Source organism: Thermomonas sp. HDW16 (assembly GCF_011302915.1).
In the GTDB taxonomy this organism is placed as follows: Bacteria; Pseudomonadota; Gammaproteobacteria; order Xanthomonadales; family Xanthomonadaceae; genus Thermomonas.
In genome coordinates, this window is sequence record NZ_CP049872.1 from 603,200 (window position 1) to 620,571 (window position 17,372).

Here is a 17,372-nt window from a genome sequence, read left to right on the forward strand (position 1 = left end):
GACAGTCGAAGGAGCAGGACATGAAAGTGATGGTGATGGTGAAGGCCACGGTCGATTCCGAAGCCGGCACGATGCCGAGTACGGAGTTGCTGGAGGCGATGGGCAAGTTCAACGAGGAACTGGTCAACGCCGGGGTGATGTTGGCCGGCGAGGGCCTGCACCCGAGTTCGCGCGGCGCGCGCATCGCCTTCGATGGCCCGCAGCGGCGGGTGATCGACGGGCCGTTCGCGGAAACCCGCGAACTGGTGGCCGGTTTCTGGCTATGGCAGGTGCGCTCGATGGACGAGGCGATCGAATGGGCCAAGCGCTGCCCGAACCCGATGCCGGGCCCGTCCGAACTCGAGATCCGCCCGCTGTTCGAGGCCGAGGACTTCGGCGCCGAATTCACGCCCGAGTTGCGCGAGCAGGAAGACCGCCTGCGCGAACGCCTCGGCAATTGACGTAACAACCACCAGGAGCGACCCGATGAAACTGATTCCGTACCTGATGTTCTTCAACGGCGACTGCCGCGCCGCGTTCGACTTCTACGCCAGTGCGCTGGGCGGCGAGCTCGTCGCGGTGATCACTTATGGCGACATGCCGTCGGCACCCGATCAGCCGCCGCTGCCGGACGCGGCAAAGGCGCAGATCGCGCACGTGAACCTGATGGCCGGCGGCGCCTCGATCATGGGTGGCGATTCGATCATGGGCGCGGGCTGCGATGGTTCTGTGCAGGTCGACGGCCGCAACGACACCACGGTCAATATCGAGGTCGACACTGTCGAGGAAGCCGAGCGCGTATTCGTCGCATTGTCTGCGGGCGGAAAGGTGCAGATGCCGCTGACTGAAACGTCGTGGTCGCAGCGCTTCGGCATGTTCCATGACCGCTACGGCAAGCCGTGGATGGTCAATTGCAACAAGCCGATGCCGTAATCGATCCCCGCATCCAATCGAAGGACACACCATGCCCCGCAAACTCTTCGTCAACCTGCCGGTGAAAGACCTGAAGCGCTCCGTCGATTTCTTCACTGCGCTTGGCTTCACGTTCAACCAGAAATTCACCAGCGAAAACGCCACCAGCATGATCGTCAACGACGTGACCGCGGTGATGTTGCTGCAGGAATCGTTCTTCTCGTCGTTCACGCCGAAGTCGATCTGCAATACGCGGGAGGCCACCGAGGTCCTGCTTGCCATGTCCTTCGACAGCCGGGCGGAAGTCGACGACTTCGTGGACAAGGCGATCGCCGCCGGCGCAAGGGAAGAAGGCGAGGCCACCGACCACGGTTTCATGTACGAGCGGGGATTCGTCGACCTGGATGGTCACAACTGGGGTCCGTTCTGGATGGACGAATCGCAATTCCCGGCGCACTGATGGCGCGGGGAGCGTGGAACGCACGCAGAATGGCGGCATGGGCAGGATGAACGATGCCGCGGTCCATCGCCGCCTCGATGCCCTGTGGCGGATGGAATCGCCGAAGTTGCTGGCCCGCCTGACGCGCATCACCGGCAACATCGACACCGCCGAGGAGTTGGCGCAGGACGTGTTACTCGGTGCGTTGGAGCGCTGGCCGCGCGATGGCGTGCCGGACAACCCGGCGGCGTGGCTGATGACCGCGGCCAAGCACCGCGCCATCGACCACGTCCGCCAGCGCCAGCTGCATGCCCGCAAGCAGGGCGAATACGGCATCGAGCTGGAATTGCAGGGAGCCGACATGCAAGGCGACGACGCGCAACGGCGGGCGGACGACGACATCGGCGACGACTTGTTGCGCCTGTTGTTCGTCAGTTGCCATCCCGTGCTGCCGATGGAATCGCGCGTGGCGCTGACCCTGCGCATGCTGGGTGGGCTCAGCACTGCCGAAATAGCCCGCGCCTTCCTGCAGCAGGAGCCGACGGTGGCGCAGCGCATCGTGCGTGCGAAGCGGACGCTGGCCGAGAAGCAGGTGGCGTTCGAAGTGCCGCGCAAGGCCGAACTGCGGGAGCGGCTGGATGCGGTGCTCGAGGTCCTCTATCTCGTCTTCAACGAAGGCTATGCCGCGACCAGCGGCGAGGACTGGATGCGGCCGGCCTTGTGCGAGGAAGCCTTGCGGCTGGCGCGCGTGCTGGTCGGCCTGTTGCCGGACGAATCCGAGGCTCTTGGCCTGCTCGCGCTGATGGAGTTGCAGGCCTCGCGCATGCCGGCGCGCGCGCAGGCGGACGGCAGGCCGATCCTGTTGCCGGAACAGAACCGTGCGCGCTGGGATCGGTTGCAGATCCAGCGCGGGTTCAACGCATTGGATCGCGCGCAGCGACTGGGTGGCTCGAAGGGGCCGTATGCGCTGCAGGCCGCGATTGCTGCCTGCCATGCGCGCGCTTTGCGTGCGGAAGACACCGACTGGGCGCGGATCGCTGCACTGTATGCGTTGCTGGTCCAGGCGATGCCGTCGCCGGTGGTGGAGCTCAATCGCGCCGTGGCGGTGGGCAAGGCGTTTGGTGCAGACGTCGCGCTGCCCATCGTCGAAGACCTGGTCGTGATGCCGCAGCTGCGTGGCTACGCACCGCTGCATGCTGTGCATGGCGATCTGTTGCAACAGCTGGGACGGGCCGACGAAGCACGAAGGGAATTTGAACGCGCTGCCGAACTCACCGGCAATGCGCGTGAGCGCGAGGTGCTGTCCGCGCGCGCCGCCGCCTGTGTTGGCGCCTGAAATGACGAAGCCGCCTGCAGGCGGCTTCGAGGGGGTGCCGATGGTCGGCGCTCAGCGTGCGGCGGTATCCAGTTCGCGACGCAGCCAGCTGTCGATCATGCGCTTCTCGTAGCGCAGCGAATCGGATTCGTTGATGGGGCTGCTTCCAAGCATGAATGCAGGATCGCTGAGCTTGCGTTCTCCTTCGGAGACCAATGCGCCGCTGGCATCGAAATGGCGAACTTGCAGGGTCATGCGCGGCGGATAGATGTCGCGGACGATACGCGTGTCCTGGTACCGCAGTCCGTGCCATGGTTCGAAATCGCCGGCGCGGTCGACATCGGTAATCGTCAGCTCGAGGCGCTCACCGGCAGGCAGTTGTGCTTCTGCGCTTTTACGCAGGTACTTGGCAAGGTCGGTCAGCCAGCGGCCATGTTCGGCATCGTAGTGATTGCGGCTATAGCGCAGCTCGGCGAAGGTCGCCGGATCGTTCCATTGCACGTTGACCGGGCCGGACTCAGGCAGCGCGCGCGGTGCATCTGCAGCCAGCATGTTCGGACTGGTCGACGCACAACCGGCCGCAGCGAGTGCAAGCGCCAGTGGAAGCGCGAAGGACTTGATGTTCATGGCAGGGCTCCACGATTGGTCGTGGTGCCAGTGTGCGTCCGCGGGATCGCCAGCGGGGCGATCCCGGGGACCTCAGTCAGCGGGGGTTTCGACTTCGCTGGCGTCATCCAGGAACCAGGCCTCGACCTTGCCCTTGACCTTCATCGTCATCGGCTGCCCGCGGCGATCGAGCGACTTGCCGACCGGCAAGCGCACCCAACCTTCGCTGATGCAGTACTCGTCCACGTTGTGGCGTTCCACCCCGTTGAAACGGATACCGATGCCGCGTTCCAGCACAGACGGATCATGGAACTTGCTGCGCGGGTCGTTGGACAGGTGGTCGGGTGGTGTATCGAGCTTGTTGTCGGTCATGGGCGTGCTGCCGGCCTCGGGGGTCGACAGCATACCCGTAGCGCGCCGCTCAGCCGAGCTTACGCGCGGCCGCGAACGAAGCCAGGTTGCCAAAACCAATCGCGCCGACCAGCACCGCGACCACGCCGGGGGTGATCTCCTGCCAACCGGCAGCCTCGACGATGCCGAAGCCGATCGCCAGCGCGACCAGGGTGATGCCCCAACGCAGCGAGGACAGGCGGCGGTTGCTCTCGTCGGCCTCCAGGATGCTGCGCACCAGGTCGGGTGCGCCGTTGCTGGCGACCAGTTGCTTGCGCACGCGCGCATCGACCACCGCCTTGATCGAATAGGCGATGCAGGCGAACAGGCTGATCGGGATAAGCAGTTCGAAATTCATGTGGGTCGTCCTGTGCTGGGTTGCGTCGGCCGCATGGGCCGTTCGGGCAAAGGGATACGGGCATTCGGCACGCGGTTGCACCCGGTTGGTCGAAAATCGATTGCAACCGATGCCGCCCCTGGCGTATCCCATGGCGGATGGATGCCTCCGACCGCGCCCTTGTCGAAGCCGTGCTCGCGAACCGCGCGGGCGCGTTCGAGCAATTGGTGCGCGACTACCAGGGCCTGTGCTGGCACGTGATCCAGCGCATGGTGCGGCACCCGGAGGACACCCGCGAGCTGTGCCAGGAAGCCTTCCTGCGCGTGCATCGCTACCTGCATCAGTACCGCTACGACAGTCCGCTGAAGTCGTGGATCGGGCAGGTGGCGTATTCGGTGGCCAAGCGTCATCTGGAGCGCAAGCGCATCGCACTGATCGATCCGGTGGACGACGAGGACGGCCTGTCCCTGCTCGACAATATCGGCGACGGCGTCGACCTGCAGGGCCAGCACGCGCAGGCCGATGACGAGCGCGAACTGCATGCCGCCATCGAACGCCTGCCGCCGTTGCAACGCACGATCCTCACCCTGTATCACCTGGAAGAACTGCCGATCGGCGAGATCGCCACCATCACCGGCCTGGCCGAAGGCACGATCAAGAGTCATCTGTTCCGCAGCCGTAGCAAACTGCGCGAGTTGCTCGCGCCGCGCATGGGAGTTGCCGCATGAACACCAAGGATCACGGATTCGACGAACTGCGGTGGCAGGCGCAGGAAAAAGCCCGAATGGGCGACGTGGACGCGGATGTCGACGAGCTGCGCATCGCGCATGCCTTGCGCCGCGTGCCGCCAATGGCGCTGCCGTCGGATTTCGCGACTACCGTCGCGAGAAGCGCCGCCGCGCAGGCCGCTTCAAATTCGCTGCTGGAGCAGCGCCTGTTGCGTGGCCTGGTGCTCGTGTTCGCGCTGTCCGCCGCCGTCGTGGTCGCTTGGTACGGCCGCGGCTGGGCCGTGGAACTCGCGCAGGTGCTGCCGGGTGGCAGCGATGCGCTGGGCTGGAGCGCCGTCGCCGCGCTGTGCGTGCTGGGCAATTGGGGCTTCGGCGCGCTGCGCCAGCACTTCACGGACGGCACGCACGCGATTCCCTGAGCGCATCGTTAAACTGGGCGCATGTCATCCAGTCATCGCGATCAGGCGCTCGACGCCCTCCTGCATCCTTTCTCAGACGGCCTGCTGCGCTGGCCGGCGCAGGGCGATGTGCTGTTCCTGCGCGCGCGCGAAGGCGCGGCCCTGCATGCATGGCGACAACAGGCATTCGCCTGCACCCAGCCGTTCAAACCGGAAGCCGAACGCCTGCAGCGCATCGGCGCCGAGTTGATCGACGAAGACGCGCTGCCCACGGCGAAATTTTCGCTGGTGTTGGTATTGCCGCCACGCCAGCGCGAGGAAGCGCGCGCGCTGTTGGCAAAAGCCTGCATGGCGGTAGCGCCGGGCGGCATCGTCATCGCCTCGGTCACCAACGACGAAGGCGCGAAATCGCGCGAGACCGACCTCAAGCAACTGGCCGGCGCGCTGACCACAATCAGCAAGCATCATTGCCGGGTGTTCTGGACGCGCGCCGATGCGGCGTTCGATGCGGATTTGTTTGCGCAGTGGTCGCAGGCCGACAAACCGCGCATCCAGCGCAGCGCCGAGGTACCCGGTGGTGAATTCCGGACGCGACCCGGCGTGTTCGCCTGGGATCGCGTGGATGCGGCCTCGAAGATGCTGGCGGAGGCCTTGCCGAACGATCTGCACGGCCGCGTGGGCGACTTGGGTGCGGGCTGGGGTTACCTGTCGATGCAGGTGCTGGCGCGCTGCAAGCAGGTGACCTCGCTTGATCTGTACGAAGCCGATGCGCGTTCGCTCGCGCTGGCCGACGAAAACCTTGCTGATGCCCATTTGCCCGTGCACTGCCACTGGCAGGACGTGACCCAGGGCGTGGCCGAGCGTTTCGACGCCATCGTCTGCAATCCGCCGTTCCATGCGTTGGGTCGCGGCGACCGCCCGGATATCGGCCGTGCCTTCATCGCTGCCGCTGCGAATGCGTTGAAACCGGCGGGCCGCTTGTGGTTGGTCGCCAACCGGCACCTGCCCTACGAACAGGCGCTGGGCGATGGTTTTGCGCAGGTGCGCACGGTCGCGCAGAACGGCGGCTTCAAGATCGTGGAAGCGATCAAGGCCGCGCGATGAAGCTGGTCAAGCACATCGCCAACCTGGGCTACGGCAGCCGCAAGGACGTGCAGTGGATGTTCCGCGAGGGCCGCATCACCGATGCTGCGGGCGAAGTGCTGTATGCCGATGATCCACTCGACCACGACAACGTACGCGTCGATGGCGAGCCGCTGGACCTGCCGCCCGGCTTGTTGCTGATGCTCAACAAACCGGTGGGCTACACCTGTTCGATGAAGGATCCGGGCCGCATTGTGTACGACCTGCTGCCGCCGCGTTTCCGCCTGCGCAGCCCGACGTTGTCGACGGTCGGGCGACTGGATCGTGAGACCTCGGGACTGCTGCTGTTCACCGACGACGGCCAATTGCTGCACCGGATCATTTCGCCGAAGTCGAAATTGCCGAAGGTGTATCTGGCCACGCTGGCGGACGATCTGCGTGGCGATGATGCCGCGATCTTCGCCAGCGGCACGCTGATGCTGGACAACGAGACCACGCCGCTGCTGCCGGCGGAACTCGAAGTGATCGACGCGTGCCATGCGCGCCTGACCCTGCACGAAGGCCGTTACCACCAGGTGCGGCGGATGTTCGCAGCGGTCGGCAACCATGTCGAAGCGCTGCATCGCGAACGCATCGGCGGATTGGGGCTGGACGATCTGCCGGAAGGGCAGTGGCGGGCGCTGGATGCGCCGCACCAGCAGGCGCTATTCGCGCCGGCCTGAGCCTGCGTGGCTCAGTTCGCCTTCACCAACTCGACCCGGCGATTCTCGGCGCGACCGGATTCGCCGGCATTGTCCGCCACCGGCTTGTCCTGACCAAAACCCTTTGACGACAGCCGTGCGGGATCGATGCCCAGCCCGACCAGCGCGCCCAGCACGCTGCGTGCACGCGCGGCGGACAGTTCCTGGTTATGCGTGGGCGTGCCGGTGTTGTCGGTGTGGCCTTCGATCGACAGCTTCAGCGCGGGATCGCCGCTGAGCAGTTTGTGGATTTCGTCGATGGTCGGTTGTGCGTCGGGCCGCAGGGTCGCTTTGTCGGTATCGAAATTGATGTGCAGGGCAACCCGGCCCTCCTTGTCGATCGCCTGTTTCATCGCTGCGGCATCCAGCAAGGCCAGCGACTGCTTCATGCCTTCCTTCTCCAGCACGACCACAAAACCGTGCAGCGGGAATGCCCCGGTACTCACGTCGATCCACCATTCCTTGCCGCCCTGGCGCAGCAGATAGATGTCGTGCGGATAGTCCGGGTTCATGCCTGCTGCGTAATTGGTCTTTTCCAGCGCATCGCGACCGCCGGCTGCATCCATCACCTCGTAGGTGTATTGCGAGGTGTTGATCTTCTTGCCGCCAAGCGCATTGATCGCGTTCTCGTAATTGCGCCGGAATTCGATATCGCTGTAGGGCCGCGCCTCGTTGGTCAGGTTGAACTTGTCGTGGAAGAGCCTGCCTTCCAGCGGGATCGCCTTGTCGCCGGCGATGAAGTAGTGGCGATCAAACGCGACGTTCTTATCTTTTTCGGCGTAAACGCTTTCCAGTCCGTCGGGAATCTTGAAGAACGGGAATGGCGGCAATGTTGCGGTGCTCTCGGGCACGCTGGCGGGATCGAAGTCGGCCCCAGCGGTGGGTGCTGGCGTGGCCGCCGCATCGGGCGCGGTTGGTGCGGTGGTTGCCGCAACGGCTTCAACCGGCGCTTGTGCGGGCGCAGGCGGTGCCTGTTCGCGCTTGCAACCGGCGGTCACGAGCGCCGCCATCACCGCCAATGAAAGCCATGCCTTTGCGTGCGCCATCGCCGTTATCCCGCGGTTACCCATACGGGTGAACGACCAAATGTCGCGGTGCCGGCCAGTCGGCGCGGTCAGGGCTGCAGCAGTTTCGAGAACCCTTCGCTGCCCAGTTCCCGCATCGTCGCCACGTTGCGCTCGATGATCGCGTCCGGTTCCGCATACGCCGCCACCGCGCGATCCACGCTGTCTTCGCGCAGCAGGTGCAGGATCGGGTAGGGCGCGCGGTTGGTCAGGTTCTCTGCGTCGTCCGGTTCGGTGTCGGCGAATTGGTAATCGGGATGGAAGCTCGCCACTTGCAGCACGCCGTCCAGTTCGAGCGCTTCGACCAGGCCGTCGGCATCGTCCAGGAAATCGTTGTAGTCCAGGAAATCCTGCAAGACCTGCGGATGCACCAGCAAGGTGGTGTCGATCTGCTCGGCCGGTGTATCGCGCAACAACGCCATTTCCTCGCCGAGTTCTTCCAGCAAGGCGCGCTCGGTGCTGGCATCGCTGACCACGATCCGCACCTGATCCTTGACGTACACAGCCTTCGCGAACGGGCACAGGTTCAGGCCGATCACCGCGCGTTCCAGCCAGCGGCGAACGTCCGCTTCAACCGCAACGGCGTCCATTGCGCTCAATCCCGGAAGTTGTCGAACTGCAGCGGGCGCTCGAATTCCTGGCCGCGCAGCAGCGCCATCGCCGCCTGCAGGTCGTCGCGCTTCTTGCCGGTGACGCGCAGCTTGTCGCCATTGATCTGCGAATCCACCTTGAGCTTGGCGTCCTTTATCGCGCCCTGCAGCTTCTTCGCCAGTTCGCGTTCGATCCCCTGCTTGACGGTGATCTTCTGCCGCGCGCCGGCCAGGTTGGTCTCGATATCGCCGAATTCCAGGCAGCGCGCGTCGATCTTCCGCGCGAACAGGCGCGCGCGCAGGATGTCGGTCATCTGCTGCAGCTGGAAATCGCTGGGCGCGGACTGGGTGATCAGCTTGTCGTCCAGCTCGAACGACGCCTCCACGCCCTTGAAATCGAAGCGGGTGGACAGTTCGCGGTTGGCCTGGTCCACGGCGTTGGTGAGTTCGTGGGTATCCACTTCGGAAACGATGTCGAAGGAAGGCATGGCGGTGCGGTGGCAGATGACGGGGCGGGCAGGTTACCGCATGCTGGCGCGATGGAGACAGCGACGGAAAGCGCCACGCACGCACAACGGCAACGCCGCGGGATGGTACTGATGCTGGTATCGGTGGCGTTGTTCTCGCTGATGGACGCGGGCCTGAAGACCCTGTCCGCGCATTACCCGCCGTTCCAGGTCGCCGCCTTGCGCGGGCTGTCCTCGTTGCCGCTGGTTCTGGCCTGGGCGTTGTGGACGGCCGGCGCGGCCTCGCTGCTGCGCGTGCGCTGGCCGCTGCACCTGCTGCGCGGGGTGCTGGGCATCGTGATGATGGCGAGCTTCGTGTTCGCGCTGAAGACGCTGCCGCTGTCCACCGCATATTCGATCTTTTTCGTCGCGCCGCTGCTGATCACCGCGTTGTCGGTGCCGATCCTGGGCGAACGCGTCGGCCCGCGTCGCTGGACGGCGATCGGCATTGGCCTGATCGGCGTGCTGGTGGTGCTGCGGCCGACCGGCGAAGGTGTGTTGTCGATGGCGGGCCTCGCGGTGCTGGTGGCCGCGGTGGGCTATGCAGTGTCGGCGATCACCGTGCGCGTCATCGCCCGCACCGATAGCACGCAGGCGATCACCTTCTGGTTGCTGGCCTTGATGGCGCTCGGCGCCGGTGCGTTGGCATTGCCGAACTGGGTGCCGTTGCGCGCGCAGGATTTGTGGATCATCGGCGGAATCGGCATCGCCGGCGCGCTGGGGCAGTACACCATCACCGAGGCTTTCCGCCTTGGTGAGGCCTCGCTGATCGCGCCGCTGGAATACACCGCGCTGGTCTGGGGCGTGCTGCTCGACCTCACCCTGTGGGGCGTGCTGCCGGACTCCGTGACCTGGTTGGGCGCGGCCATCATCATCGCCAGCGGCCTGTACCTGATCCGCCGCGAGAAGGTGCATGCGGAGGCGGAGCACCCCTGAACGGAATTCCCCGCCGGCGGTGAACGGATTCTCCCCGTTTTTGCGCAAACAGGGTGGTACGTCCACCAACGGGGAGTTCCACATGCAACGCAAGCACTTGATCGTCGCCATTGCCGCCGGCCTGGGCCTGGCCGGCGCCATCGCCTTTGCCGCCAATCGCGGTGCCATCGCACCGATCTTCGCGACGGCTGGCACCACAGCATCCCAAACCAGCCCGGCCTCGGTCGGCAGCTTCGCCGCGCCGCGGGACAGTTTCGTGCGCATGGCCAAGCCCGCGCGGCCGCCGGCACCGCCGACCGTCGATGACGTGGGGGATGTGGATTCGTTCGGGCGAAACGTGCGCTGGCTAGGCCAGAAGAGCGAAGTCTACGGGGTCGATATCGATTGCGCGGCCTGGACCGCAGAGGATCCTGCGGCGCGCTGCCAACAGGTGGCCAACCCGGCCACGACCACGTTCTACCGCTTCGAAGACATCCTCCGCTTCAACCTGCCGGCGAATGCCAGCAATTCGATGTTCTGCTACCTGCTGACGCCAATGTTCCAGGCCTATTTCACCGGCAATAACGGCACCAACGCGGTGGTGGGCAGCGTGGCCTATTCGGTCACGGCGACCGTCGAGAATCCTGTGCTCAACACGACCGGGCTGGTCAATCCCGTCACCGGCGCGCCCTTCAACGGCACGTTCACCACGGGGACGCTGGCCTTCGAGGTGTTCCAGACCGCGCTGGTCCCGCAGTTCCCGCTGACCACGACCCAGCGGAAATCGGTGGCCTGCAATGCTGGCATCAGCAAACGCCTGCTGATGGAAACCTATGGGCTGACCCAGGCGCAAGCCAACAGCTTCTTCGCCAATCCGACGACGCTTCGCCTGAACGTGGGCGGCAGTGCCCGTTACGTCGACCGAGCGGTCTTCTCGGTCGCCATTCGCATCCTCGGGGATTGAGTGGCTGCGGCCATGGCGCGGCCGTGCCGCGCCGCGCCATGACCTTGTCATCGCAAGCGCGTAGCCTCGGCGATCCACCTGCCGGAGCCTTGCGATGAGCATCGACCACCCCCTTGGCGCGCCCACCTGGTTCGAACTCGGCACCAGCGACCAGGCGGCGGCCGAAACCTTCTACTCCGCGCTGTTCGGCTGGACGCAGCGCAAGACGTCGATGCCGGACGGCAGCCATTACACGATCTTCCAGCTCGATGGCCGCGACGTGGCCGCCTGCTACACGCTGATGGCGGACATGGTCGCCGCTGGCGTGCCGCCGCATTGGAGCGTGTACTTCAAGGTCGCCGATTGCGATGCCACGGTGGAGGCGGCGCGTGCAAACGGCGGCAAGGTGTTCTGCGAGCCGTTCGAGGTGATGGAGCACCTTCGCATGGCGACCATCGGCGATCCGGAAGGCGCGGTGTTCAACCTGCATCAGCCGCGTGCGCATCCCGGGGTGGGCGTGCTGGGCGAACCGAACTCGGTGCTGTGGGTGGAGCTGGCCACGCGCGACATCGCCGCCGCCGAAGCGTTCTACGGTGCCGTGCTCGGCTGGCAGGCAACGCCGCTCGATGCGGGTCCGACCCAATACCGCGTGCTGTCCGTGCCCGGCGATGAAAGCGGCTTTGGCGGGATGTTGCAGATGGACGAGCAGTGGGCGGGCATTCCCTCGCACTGGTCGATCTACCTGCACGTGACGGATGTCGATGCCACGCTGGAGCGTGCGCAGACATTGGGCGGCAAGACCGTGGTGCCTGCCTTCGACGTGCCGACGGTGGGCCGCATCGCCCGCATCGAAGACCCGTCCGGGGCCGGCTTCTACGTGATGACGCCTAGCCCGCAGGGGTGAGCGGGCGGCTCGTCACGATCACCCGGATGCCGGGCGCACGTATAAATCGCTGTCGGCGGCGTCGGCGACCACGATGCGCAGTTGCGGCGGGCAATCGGCGCGGGATGCGGTCTGTTCGATGGGCGGCATGCCAAGACCGCTGCCGACCCCGACCGCCAACAGGCCCAGCGCCAGGGCGCCGCGCCACAGCACATGCTGGATGGATCTCATCGTCTTTCCTCCGTCGCGGCATCGGGGGATGCCGCCACAACACGAAAGATGCGCGCGCCGCGCCGAGGGTTGCAGTGCTGGAGGTGGCAGTGACGAGCGGCATCCCGACCTTCGGCATGGTGCTGCCGCGGCGGCAAAAACTTATTCACCCGGGTAAATTCTGAAAAACGACCTCCGGTTTGTTCCGGAGCGCCGGATATGGCAACAATACGGGCTTCATACCGGTCTTTTGGGCCCCGGAGTGCGGCATGGCAGAGCTGAAGGAAGCGCGCGTCCCCGATATCGGCGGTCACAGCGATGTGCCGGTGATCGAATTGCTGGTCAAGCCCGGCGATGCCGTGACCGTGGATCAAGGACTCGTCACCCTGGAGTCCGACAAGGCGACGATGGAAGTGCCGTCGCCCTTCGCCGGCGTGGTCAAGGAACTCAAGGTCAAGCTCGGCGACAACCTGTCCGAAGGCGGGCTGGTCGCGATCATCGAGATCACCGACGCCGGGCGCGCGGAACCGGAATCGCCGAAGGCTGAAGTGGCGTCGTCCGAGACTGGCGCGCGGGTCGAGCCGGTGGACGTCTCCGCCACGCCCGATGCGCTCACCCAGATGTCGATCGCCGAAAACGTGCCGGTGCAGGCGCCACGCGCCGAAGTCGCCCGCGCTGCCGCCGATCCCGCCGCCGCGCCGATGGGCGCCGGCCTGCCGCCGGTGCGCTTCGATGCGGACGCGGTGCTGCCGGACAAGGTGCCCTACGCCAGCCCGGCGGTGCGCCTGTTCGCGCGCGAACTCGGGGTCGATCTGATGCAGGTCACCGGCAGCGAACGCGGCGGCCGCATCGGCAAGGAAGACGTACAGAACTTCGTCAAGGCGGCGTTGGCTGGCGGCATCGCTGCGCCTGCCGCAGCGGGCGGCGGTGGCGGCGGCGGACTGAACCTGATCCCGTGGCCGAAGGTCGATTTCGCCAAGTTCGGCGCGATCGAAAGCAAGCCGCTGTCGCGCATCCAGAAGATTTCCGGTGCGAACCTCGCGCGCAACTGGGCGATGATCCCGCACGTCACCCAGCATGACGATGCCGACATCACCGATCTTGAAGCCTTGCGCGTCGCCTTGAACAGCGAGAACGCCAAGGCGATTGCCGCAGGCAAGGCTGGCAAGCTGACCATGCTCGCCTTCCTGATCAAGGCCAGCGTTGCCGCGCTGAAGAAATATCCGAACTTCAACGCCTCGCTGGACGGCGACAACCTGATCCTCAAGCAGTACTACAACATTGGTTTCGCGGCGGATACGCCGAACGGCCTGGTGGTGCCGGTGCTGCGCGATGCCGACAAGAAGGGCGTGATGGAGATCGCCCGCGAGATGGGCGAGCTGGCGGCCGCCGCGCGCGACGGCAAGCTGAAGCCGGAGCAGATGCAGGGCGGCTGTTTCACCATCAGCTCGCTGGGCGGGATCGGTGGCACCGCGTTCACCCCGATCATCAATGCGCCGGAAGTGGCGATCCTGGGCGTGTCGAAGTCGGATACCAAGCCGGTGTGGGACGGCAAGGCGTTCCAGCCGCGCCTGATCCTGCCGTTGTCGCTGAGCTACGACCACCGGGTGATCGATGGTGCGGCTGCGGCGCGTTTCACCGCCTATCTGGCGCAGCTGCTGGGCGATCTGCGGCGGGCGATGTTGTAGGCCGATGCAGCCGGGCACGGGCGAGCAACTGCGCGAAGCCGGGGATCGCGTCCGCAAGGCGGCCGATGCCGCGGCGGACACCGGGCTGCGCGACCTGCAGCCCTTGCTCGACACCAAGCTGATCTCCGTCTCCGGGATGACGATCACCGTCGGCGGCTTGCTGCTGGCGGCGATCGTGGCCTTCGCGGTCTGGCTGGTGGCCTGGCTGCTGCGGCGTGCGTTGCAGCGCTACGCGAAGCGCAATCCGGACGTGAACCAGGCGGCGGTCTATACCGTGTCGCGCGTGGCCAACTACTTGTTGGTGCTGGTGGGCGTGTTGCTGGCGTTCGATGTCGCCGGCATACCGATCGGCAAGTTCACCGTGTTCGCCGGCGCGCTGGGCGTGGGCCTGGGTTTCGGCCTGCAGGCGATCTTCAACAACTTCGTGTCCGGCCTGATCCTGCTGTTCGACCGATCGCTCAAGATCGGCGACTTCATCGAGCTCGATGGCGACATCCGCGGCACCGTGCGTGCGATCAACATTCGCTCTACCCGCATCACCACCAACGACAATATCGACGTACTGGTGCCCAATTCCGAGTTCATGACCAAGCGGGTGGTGAACTGGACGTACAGCTCGACGGAGCGACGCATCCGCGTGCCGTTCGGCGTGGCCTACGGCACCGACAAGGAACTGGTGAAGAAGGCCGCGCTGGAGGCGGCGGCCAAGGTGCCGTTCACCCTGGCCATCGAAGGGGACCGGCAGCCGCAGGTCTGGCTGGTCGGCTTCGGCGACAGCGCGGTGGATTACCAGCTGGTCGTGTGGTTGAACGAATCGGCCTCGCGCCGCAATGCAGCGGTCATCGCCGCCTACCTGTGGGAACTGGACACTGCGCTGAAGACGCACGACATCGAGATCCCGTTCCCGCAGCAGGACTTGCGCGTGCGCAGCCTGTTCGGGCTGGAAGGCGCGGCCGCGCTCGCTGCGTTGCGCATGGATGCGGAACTGGCGGGCGGCGCATCAGCGCCCAAGACCGCGATGCTGGATTCCGACGAGCGCGCACGGCTCGCGCGCAACGACGCGCGGATCGATACCGAACGCGAAATGCAGCAGGACGCGGCGCGCGCCGCCGCCGACCGCAAGAACGCCCCCAATACGCCCGATGGGCAGACAGGCTGACAGGAGACAACAATGGCGACGATCGAATCCAAGGTGCCCGACATCGGCGGCCATAGCGATGTGCCGGTGATCGAAATCCTGGTCGCCGTGGGCGACACGGTGAAGAAGGATCAGGGCCTGGTCACGCTGGAATCCGACAAGGCCACGATGGAAGTGCCGGCGATCGCCGACGGCGTGATCACCGCGCTAAAGGTGAAGTTGGGCGATGCAGTGTCCGAAGGCGCGCTGATCGCGGTAATCGACAGCGCGGATGTTGCCGCTACTCCTGCACCCGCCGCCGCCGCTGCGCCCGCACCCGCGAAGGTCGAGCCCGCAGCCCCTGTCGCTGCACCGACGCAAGCGCCCGCACCGCAGGCGGCATCCGCGTCCGGCCGCAAGGCCGACATCGAATGCGCGATGGTGGTGATCGGCGCCGGCCCGGGCGGCTACACCGCCGCGTTCCGCGCCGCGGATCTTGGCCTCGATACCGTGATCATCGAACGCTACGCCAGTCTCGGTGGCGTATGCCTCAATGTCGGCTGCATTCCGTCGAAGGCGCTGCTGCATGCCGCCGACGTGATCGAGCAGGCCGCGCATGCCAGCGACTACGGCGTCGATTTCGGCAAGCCGAAAATCAATATCGATACCTTGCGCGGCTACAAGGACAAGGTCGTTGGCCAGCTCACCAAGGGCCTGGGTGGCATGGCCAAGCAGCGCAAGGTGCGGGTGGTGCAGGGCACGGCGCAATTCGTGTCGACGAATGAGCTCGAGATCGCCGATGCCGATGGCAAGACGCAATTGCTGCGTTTCGCGCACTGCATCATCGCCGCCGGTTCGCAGCCGGTGAAGCTGCCGTCGTTCCCGTGGGATGACGCACGCGTCATGGATTCCACCGACGCGCTGAACCTCGCTGACGTGCCGAAGAAAATGCTGGTCGTCGGCGGCGGCATCATTGGCCTGGAAATGGCCACGGTGTATCGCGCGCTGGGCAGCGAGGTCACCGTGGTCGAGTTCATGGATCAGCTGATGCCGGGCGCGGACAAGGACCTGGTCAAGCCGCTGGCGGATCGCCTGAAGAAACAGGGCGTGGCGATCCATCTGAAAACCAAGGTGGTCGAGGCCAAGGCGCAGAAAAACGGCATCGCCTGCAGTTTCGAGGGCGACAGCATTCCCGATGGCAAGCTGTACGACCGGGTGCTGGTGTCGGTCGGCCGCAGCGCCAATGGCGGCAAGCTGGCTGCGGAGAAGGCCGGTGTGCGCGTGGGCGAACGCGGGCTGATCCCGGTCGATGCGCAGATGCGCACGAACGTGCCTCATATCTTCGCCATCGGCGACCTGGTCGGCCAACCGATGCTGGCGCACAAGGCCACGCACGAGGGCAAGCTGGCGGCGGAAGTGGCGGCCGGCGAGAAGAAGGAATGGGTGGCGCGGGTGATTCCGTCGGTGGCCTATACCGATCCGGAGATCGCCTGGGTTGGTGTCACCGAAACCGAGGCGAAGGCCAAGGGCCTGAAGGTCGGCATCGGCAAGTTCCCGTGGGTGGCGTCGGGTCGCGCGGTCGGCCTGGGCCGTACCGAGGGCTTCACCAAGCTGGTGTTCGATGAAGACAGCCATCGGATCATCGGCGGCGGCATCGTCGGCGTGCATGCGGGCGAGCTGATCGCCGAAATCGCGCTGGCCATTGAAATGGGCTGCGAGGTCGAGGACATCGGCCACACCATCCATCCGCACCCGACCTTGAGCGAGTCGGTGGGCATGGCCGCCGAGGTGTACGACGGCACCATCACCGAGCTCTATCTCCCGAAAAGGAAGTAGGGCAGTCCGGGCCTGTCGACGCAGGCGAATCGCCTAAAAAGAAGCCCCGACGGGGATGGCCGGGGCTTCGGGCGCCCTTCCTGAGCTGACGAGGAGGGGAGCGGGCGCAGGGGGTGTGACCCCCATCTTCCCGGAAAGTTTCGGCCCTGCCAGAAGTCTTTCGGCGGTTGCCCCGGCATTTTCACGCCTGCTATACTTTTGCGGCTTCGCAGGAGGGTTTTCACGTCCTGCGGCACCGTCATCGACGCCTTGGGTTTTCCGCGTGCTGAATTCCGCTGCCGCGGGCCGGCGGCTGGCGCTGCGGGTGGTGGCCTTCCAGGCCGCTGCCACGCTGCTGACAGCCTTGGTCTGCCTGATGATCGGGCCGCGCGCCTCTTTGGCGGCGCTGGCCGGGGGCGGGGCGATGACCCTGGGCAGCCTTGCGGCGGCTTGGGGGGCGTTCGGCGGTGGCGTGGTCGGTGCCGGTACGGCACTGGGCCGGCTGCTGCTGGGCACGGCGGTGAAATGGTTGGTCGTCGCCTTGGGCCTGTATCTGGCGATGGCGGTATGGCAGTTGCCGGCGGTGCCGGTGCTGGCCGGGGCGGCGATGGCCGCAGCGGCATTCGTGGTTTCGATGAAATCTGCAGCGGCAAAGCGTAGTACGACGAGGACGACGGCGTGATCTTGGAAGGCTTGCTGAAAGTGCTGGAACCG

At 65.7% G+C, this 17,372-nt stretch carries 22 protein-coding genes; 15 read left to right on the forward strand and 7 right to left on the reverse strand.

Translation table 11 applies throughout. The annotated features are described in order from the left end of the window. Positions 1 to 20 precede the first annotated feature (20 nt). Genes G7079_RS02650 through G7079_RS02665 form a run of 4 tightly spaced genes read left to right on the forward strand, consistent with a single transcriptional unit; the run spans position 21 to position 2,666 of the window. On the forward strand, positions 21 to 440 hold the full coding sequence (locus G7079_RS02650; RefSeq protein WP_166055298.1) for a YciI family protein: 420 nt from the start codon (positions 21 to 23) through the stop codon (positions 438 to 440). A 25-nt stretch (positions 441 to 465) separates the two neighbouring features. Then, a complete protein-coding gene (locus G7079_RS02655; RefSeq protein WP_166055300.1) occupies positions 466 to 912 on the forward strand; it encodes a VOC family protein in 447 nt (148 codons plus the stop codon). A gap of 31 nt (positions 913 to 943) precedes the next feature. After that, entirely contained in the window at positions 944 to 1,351 is a 408-nt protein-coding gene (locus G7079_RS02660) for a VOC family protein (RefSeq protein ID WP_166055302.1), read from the forward strand. Between the two features lie 46 nt (positions 1,352 to 1,397). Then, on the forward strand, positions 1,398 to 2,666 hold the full coding sequence (locus G7079_RS02665; RefSeq protein ID WP_166057812.1) for an RNA polymerase sigma factor: 1,269 nt from the start codon (positions 1,398 to 1,400) through the stop codon (positions 2,664 to 2,666). A gap of 51 nt (positions 2,667 to 2,717) precedes the next feature. Here the strand turns inward: G7079_RS02665 and G7079_RS02670 are convergent, their stop codons facing one another. From G7079_RS02670 to G7079_RS02680, 3 genes are all read right to left on the reverse strand, one after another. Then, on the reverse strand, positions 2,718 to 3,272 hold the full coding sequence (locus G7079_RS02670) for a DUF3016 domain-containing protein (protein WP_166055304.1): 555 nt from the start codon (positions 3,270 to 3,272) through the stop codon (positions 2,718 to 2,720). 72 nt (positions 3,273 to 3,344) lie between these two features. Continuing rightward, on the reverse strand, positions 3,345 to 3,656 hold the full coding sequence (locus G7079_RS02675; RefSeq protein WP_240906226.1) for a DUF3297 family protein: 312 nt from the start codon (positions 3,654 to 3,656) through the stop codon (positions 3,345 to 3,347). A gap of 16 nt (positions 3,657 to 3,672) precedes the next feature. After that, positions 3,673 to 3,999, reverse strand: coding sequence for a hypothetical protein (locus tag G7079_RS02680; protein ID WP_166055306.1), 327 nt, complete (start codon positions 3,997 to 3,999; stop codon positions 3,673 to 3,675). A 137-nt stretch (positions 4,000 to 4,136) separates the two neighbouring features. On the opposite strand from G7079_RS02680, the gene G7079_RS02685 reads away from it, so the two are divergent. Genes G7079_RS02685 through G7079_RS02700 form a run of 4 tightly spaced genes read left to right on the forward strand, consistent with a single transcriptional unit; the run spans position 4,137 to position 6,909 of the window. Next, positions 4,137 to 4,706, forward strand: coding sequence for a sigma-70 family RNA polymerase sigma factor (locus tag G7079_RS02685; RefSeq protein ID WP_166055308.1), 570 nt, complete (start codon positions 4,137 to 4,139; stop codon positions 4,704 to 4,706). After that, entirely contained in the window at positions 4,703 to 5,125 is a 423-nt protein-coding gene (locus G7079_RS02690; protein ID WP_166055310.1) for a hypothetical protein, read from the forward strand. The genes G7079_RS02685 and G7079_RS02690 overlap by 4 nt, the downstream gene beginning before the upstream one ends. A 21-nt stretch (positions 5,126 to 5,146) precedes the next feature. Next, positions 5,147 to 6,208, forward strand: a complete 1,062-nt coding sequence (locus G7079_RS02695) for a class I SAM-dependent methyltransferase (protein WP_166055312.1) — start codon at positions 5,147 to 5,149, stop codon at positions 6,206 to 6,208. Beyond that, on the forward strand, positions 6,205 to 6,909 hold the full coding sequence (locus G7079_RS02700) for a 16S rRNA pseudouridine(516) synthase (RefSeq protein ID WP_166055314.1): 705 nt from the start codon (positions 6,205 to 6,207) through the stop codon (positions 6,907 to 6,909). The genes G7079_RS02695 and G7079_RS02700 overlap by 4 nt, the downstream gene beginning before the upstream one ends. Positions 6,910 to 6,920: 11 nt before the next feature. Here the strand turns inward: G7079_RS02700 and G7079_RS02705 are convergent, their stop codons facing one another. From G7079_RS02705 to G7079_RS02715, 3 genes are all read right to left on the reverse strand, one after another. Then, positions 6,921 to 7,973, reverse strand: a complete 1,053-nt coding sequence (locus G7079_RS02705) for an OmpA family protein (RefSeq protein WP_166055316.1) — start codon at positions 7,971 to 7,973, stop codon at positions 6,921 to 6,923. A 68-nt stretch (positions 7,974 to 8,041) separates the two neighbouring features. Beyond that, positions 8,042 to 8,581: a DUF1415 domain-containing protein gene (locus tag G7079_RS02710; protein ID WP_166055318.1), complete on the reverse strand. Its 540-nt coding sequence runs from the start codon at positions 8,579 to 8,581 to the stop codon at positions 8,042 to 8,044. 5 nt (positions 8,582 to 8,586) lie between these two features. Beyond that, positions 8,587 to 9,069 (reverse strand): YajQ family cyclic di-GMP-binding protein, encoded by a 483-nt coding sequence (locus tag G7079_RS02715; protein WP_166055320.1) that lies wholly within the window; start codon positions 9,067 to 9,069, stop codon positions 8,587 to 8,589. A 102-nt stretch (positions 9,070 to 9,171) separates the two neighbouring features. Here G7079_RS02715 and G7079_RS02720 point away from each other — a divergent pair, with 102 nt between their 5' ends. The 3 genes from G7079_RS02720 to G7079_RS02730 all read left to right on the forward strand — a co-directional run bounded on the left by G7079_RS02720 (position 9,172) and on the right by G7079_RS02730 (position 11,849). Next, the gene (locus G7079_RS02720) at positions 9,172 to 10,023 is read left to right on the forward strand and encodes a DMT family transporter (RefSeq protein WP_255453192.1); all 852 of its coding nucleotides are present in this window, start codon (positions 9,172 to 9,174) and stop codon (positions 10,021 to 10,023) included. A gap of 82 nt (positions 10,024 to 10,105) precedes the next feature. Further along, positions 10,106 to 10,966, forward strand: coding sequence for a hypothetical protein (locus G7079_RS02725; protein WP_166055322.1), 861 nt, complete (start codon positions 10,106 to 10,108; stop codon positions 10,964 to 10,966). Between the two features lie 94 nt (positions 10,967 to 11,060). Continuing rightward, positions 11,061 to 11,849 carry a VOC family protein gene (locus G7079_RS02730; protein ID WP_166055325.1) on the forward strand — a complete coding sequence of 263 codons (789 nt, stop codon included), beginning with the start codon at positions 11,061 to 11,063 and terminating at the stop codon, positions 11,847 to 11,849. Between the two features lie 18 nt (positions 11,850 to 11,867). Here the strand turns inward: G7079_RS02730 and G7079_RS02735 are convergent, their stop codons facing one another. Continuing rightward, positions 11,868 to 12,059, reverse strand: coding sequence for a hypothetical protein (locus G7079_RS02735; RefSeq protein ID WP_166055327.1), 192 nt, complete (start codon positions 12,057 to 12,059; stop codon positions 11,868 to 11,870). Between the two features lie 248 nt (positions 12,060 to 12,307). On the opposite strand from G7079_RS02735, the gene G7079_RS02740 reads away from it, so the two are divergent. From G7079_RS02740 to G7079_RS02755, 4 genes are all read left to right on the forward strand, one after another. Continuing rightward, positions 12,308 to 13,726: a dihydrolipoyllysine-residue acetyltransferase gene (locus tag G7079_RS02740; RefSeq protein WP_166055329.1), complete on the forward strand. Its 1,419-nt coding sequence runs from the start codon at positions 12,308 to 12,310 to the stop codon at positions 13,724 to 13,726. 4 nt (positions 13,727 to 13,730) lie between these two features. Further along, entirely contained in the window at positions 13,731 to 14,885 is a 1,155-nt protein-coding gene (locus tag G7079_RS02745; RefSeq protein WP_166055331.1) for a mechanosensitive ion channel domain-containing protein, read from the forward strand. Positions 14,886 to 14,897: 12 nt separating this feature from the next. Next, complete coding sequence (lpdA, locus tag G7079_RS02750) at positions 14,898 to 16,679, forward strand: dihydrolipoyl dehydrogenase (RefSeq protein WP_166055333.1); 1,782 nt, start codon at positions 14,898 to 14,900, stop codon at positions 16,677 to 16,679. A gap of 262 nt (positions 16,680 to 16,941) precedes the next feature. Next, positions 16,942 to 17,340, forward strand: a complete 399-nt coding sequence (locus tag G7079_RS02755) for an ATP synthase subunit I (protein ID WP_166055335.1) — start codon at positions 16,942 to 16,944, stop codon at positions 17,338 to 17,340. Positions 17,341 to 17,372: the final 32 nt, after the last annotated feature.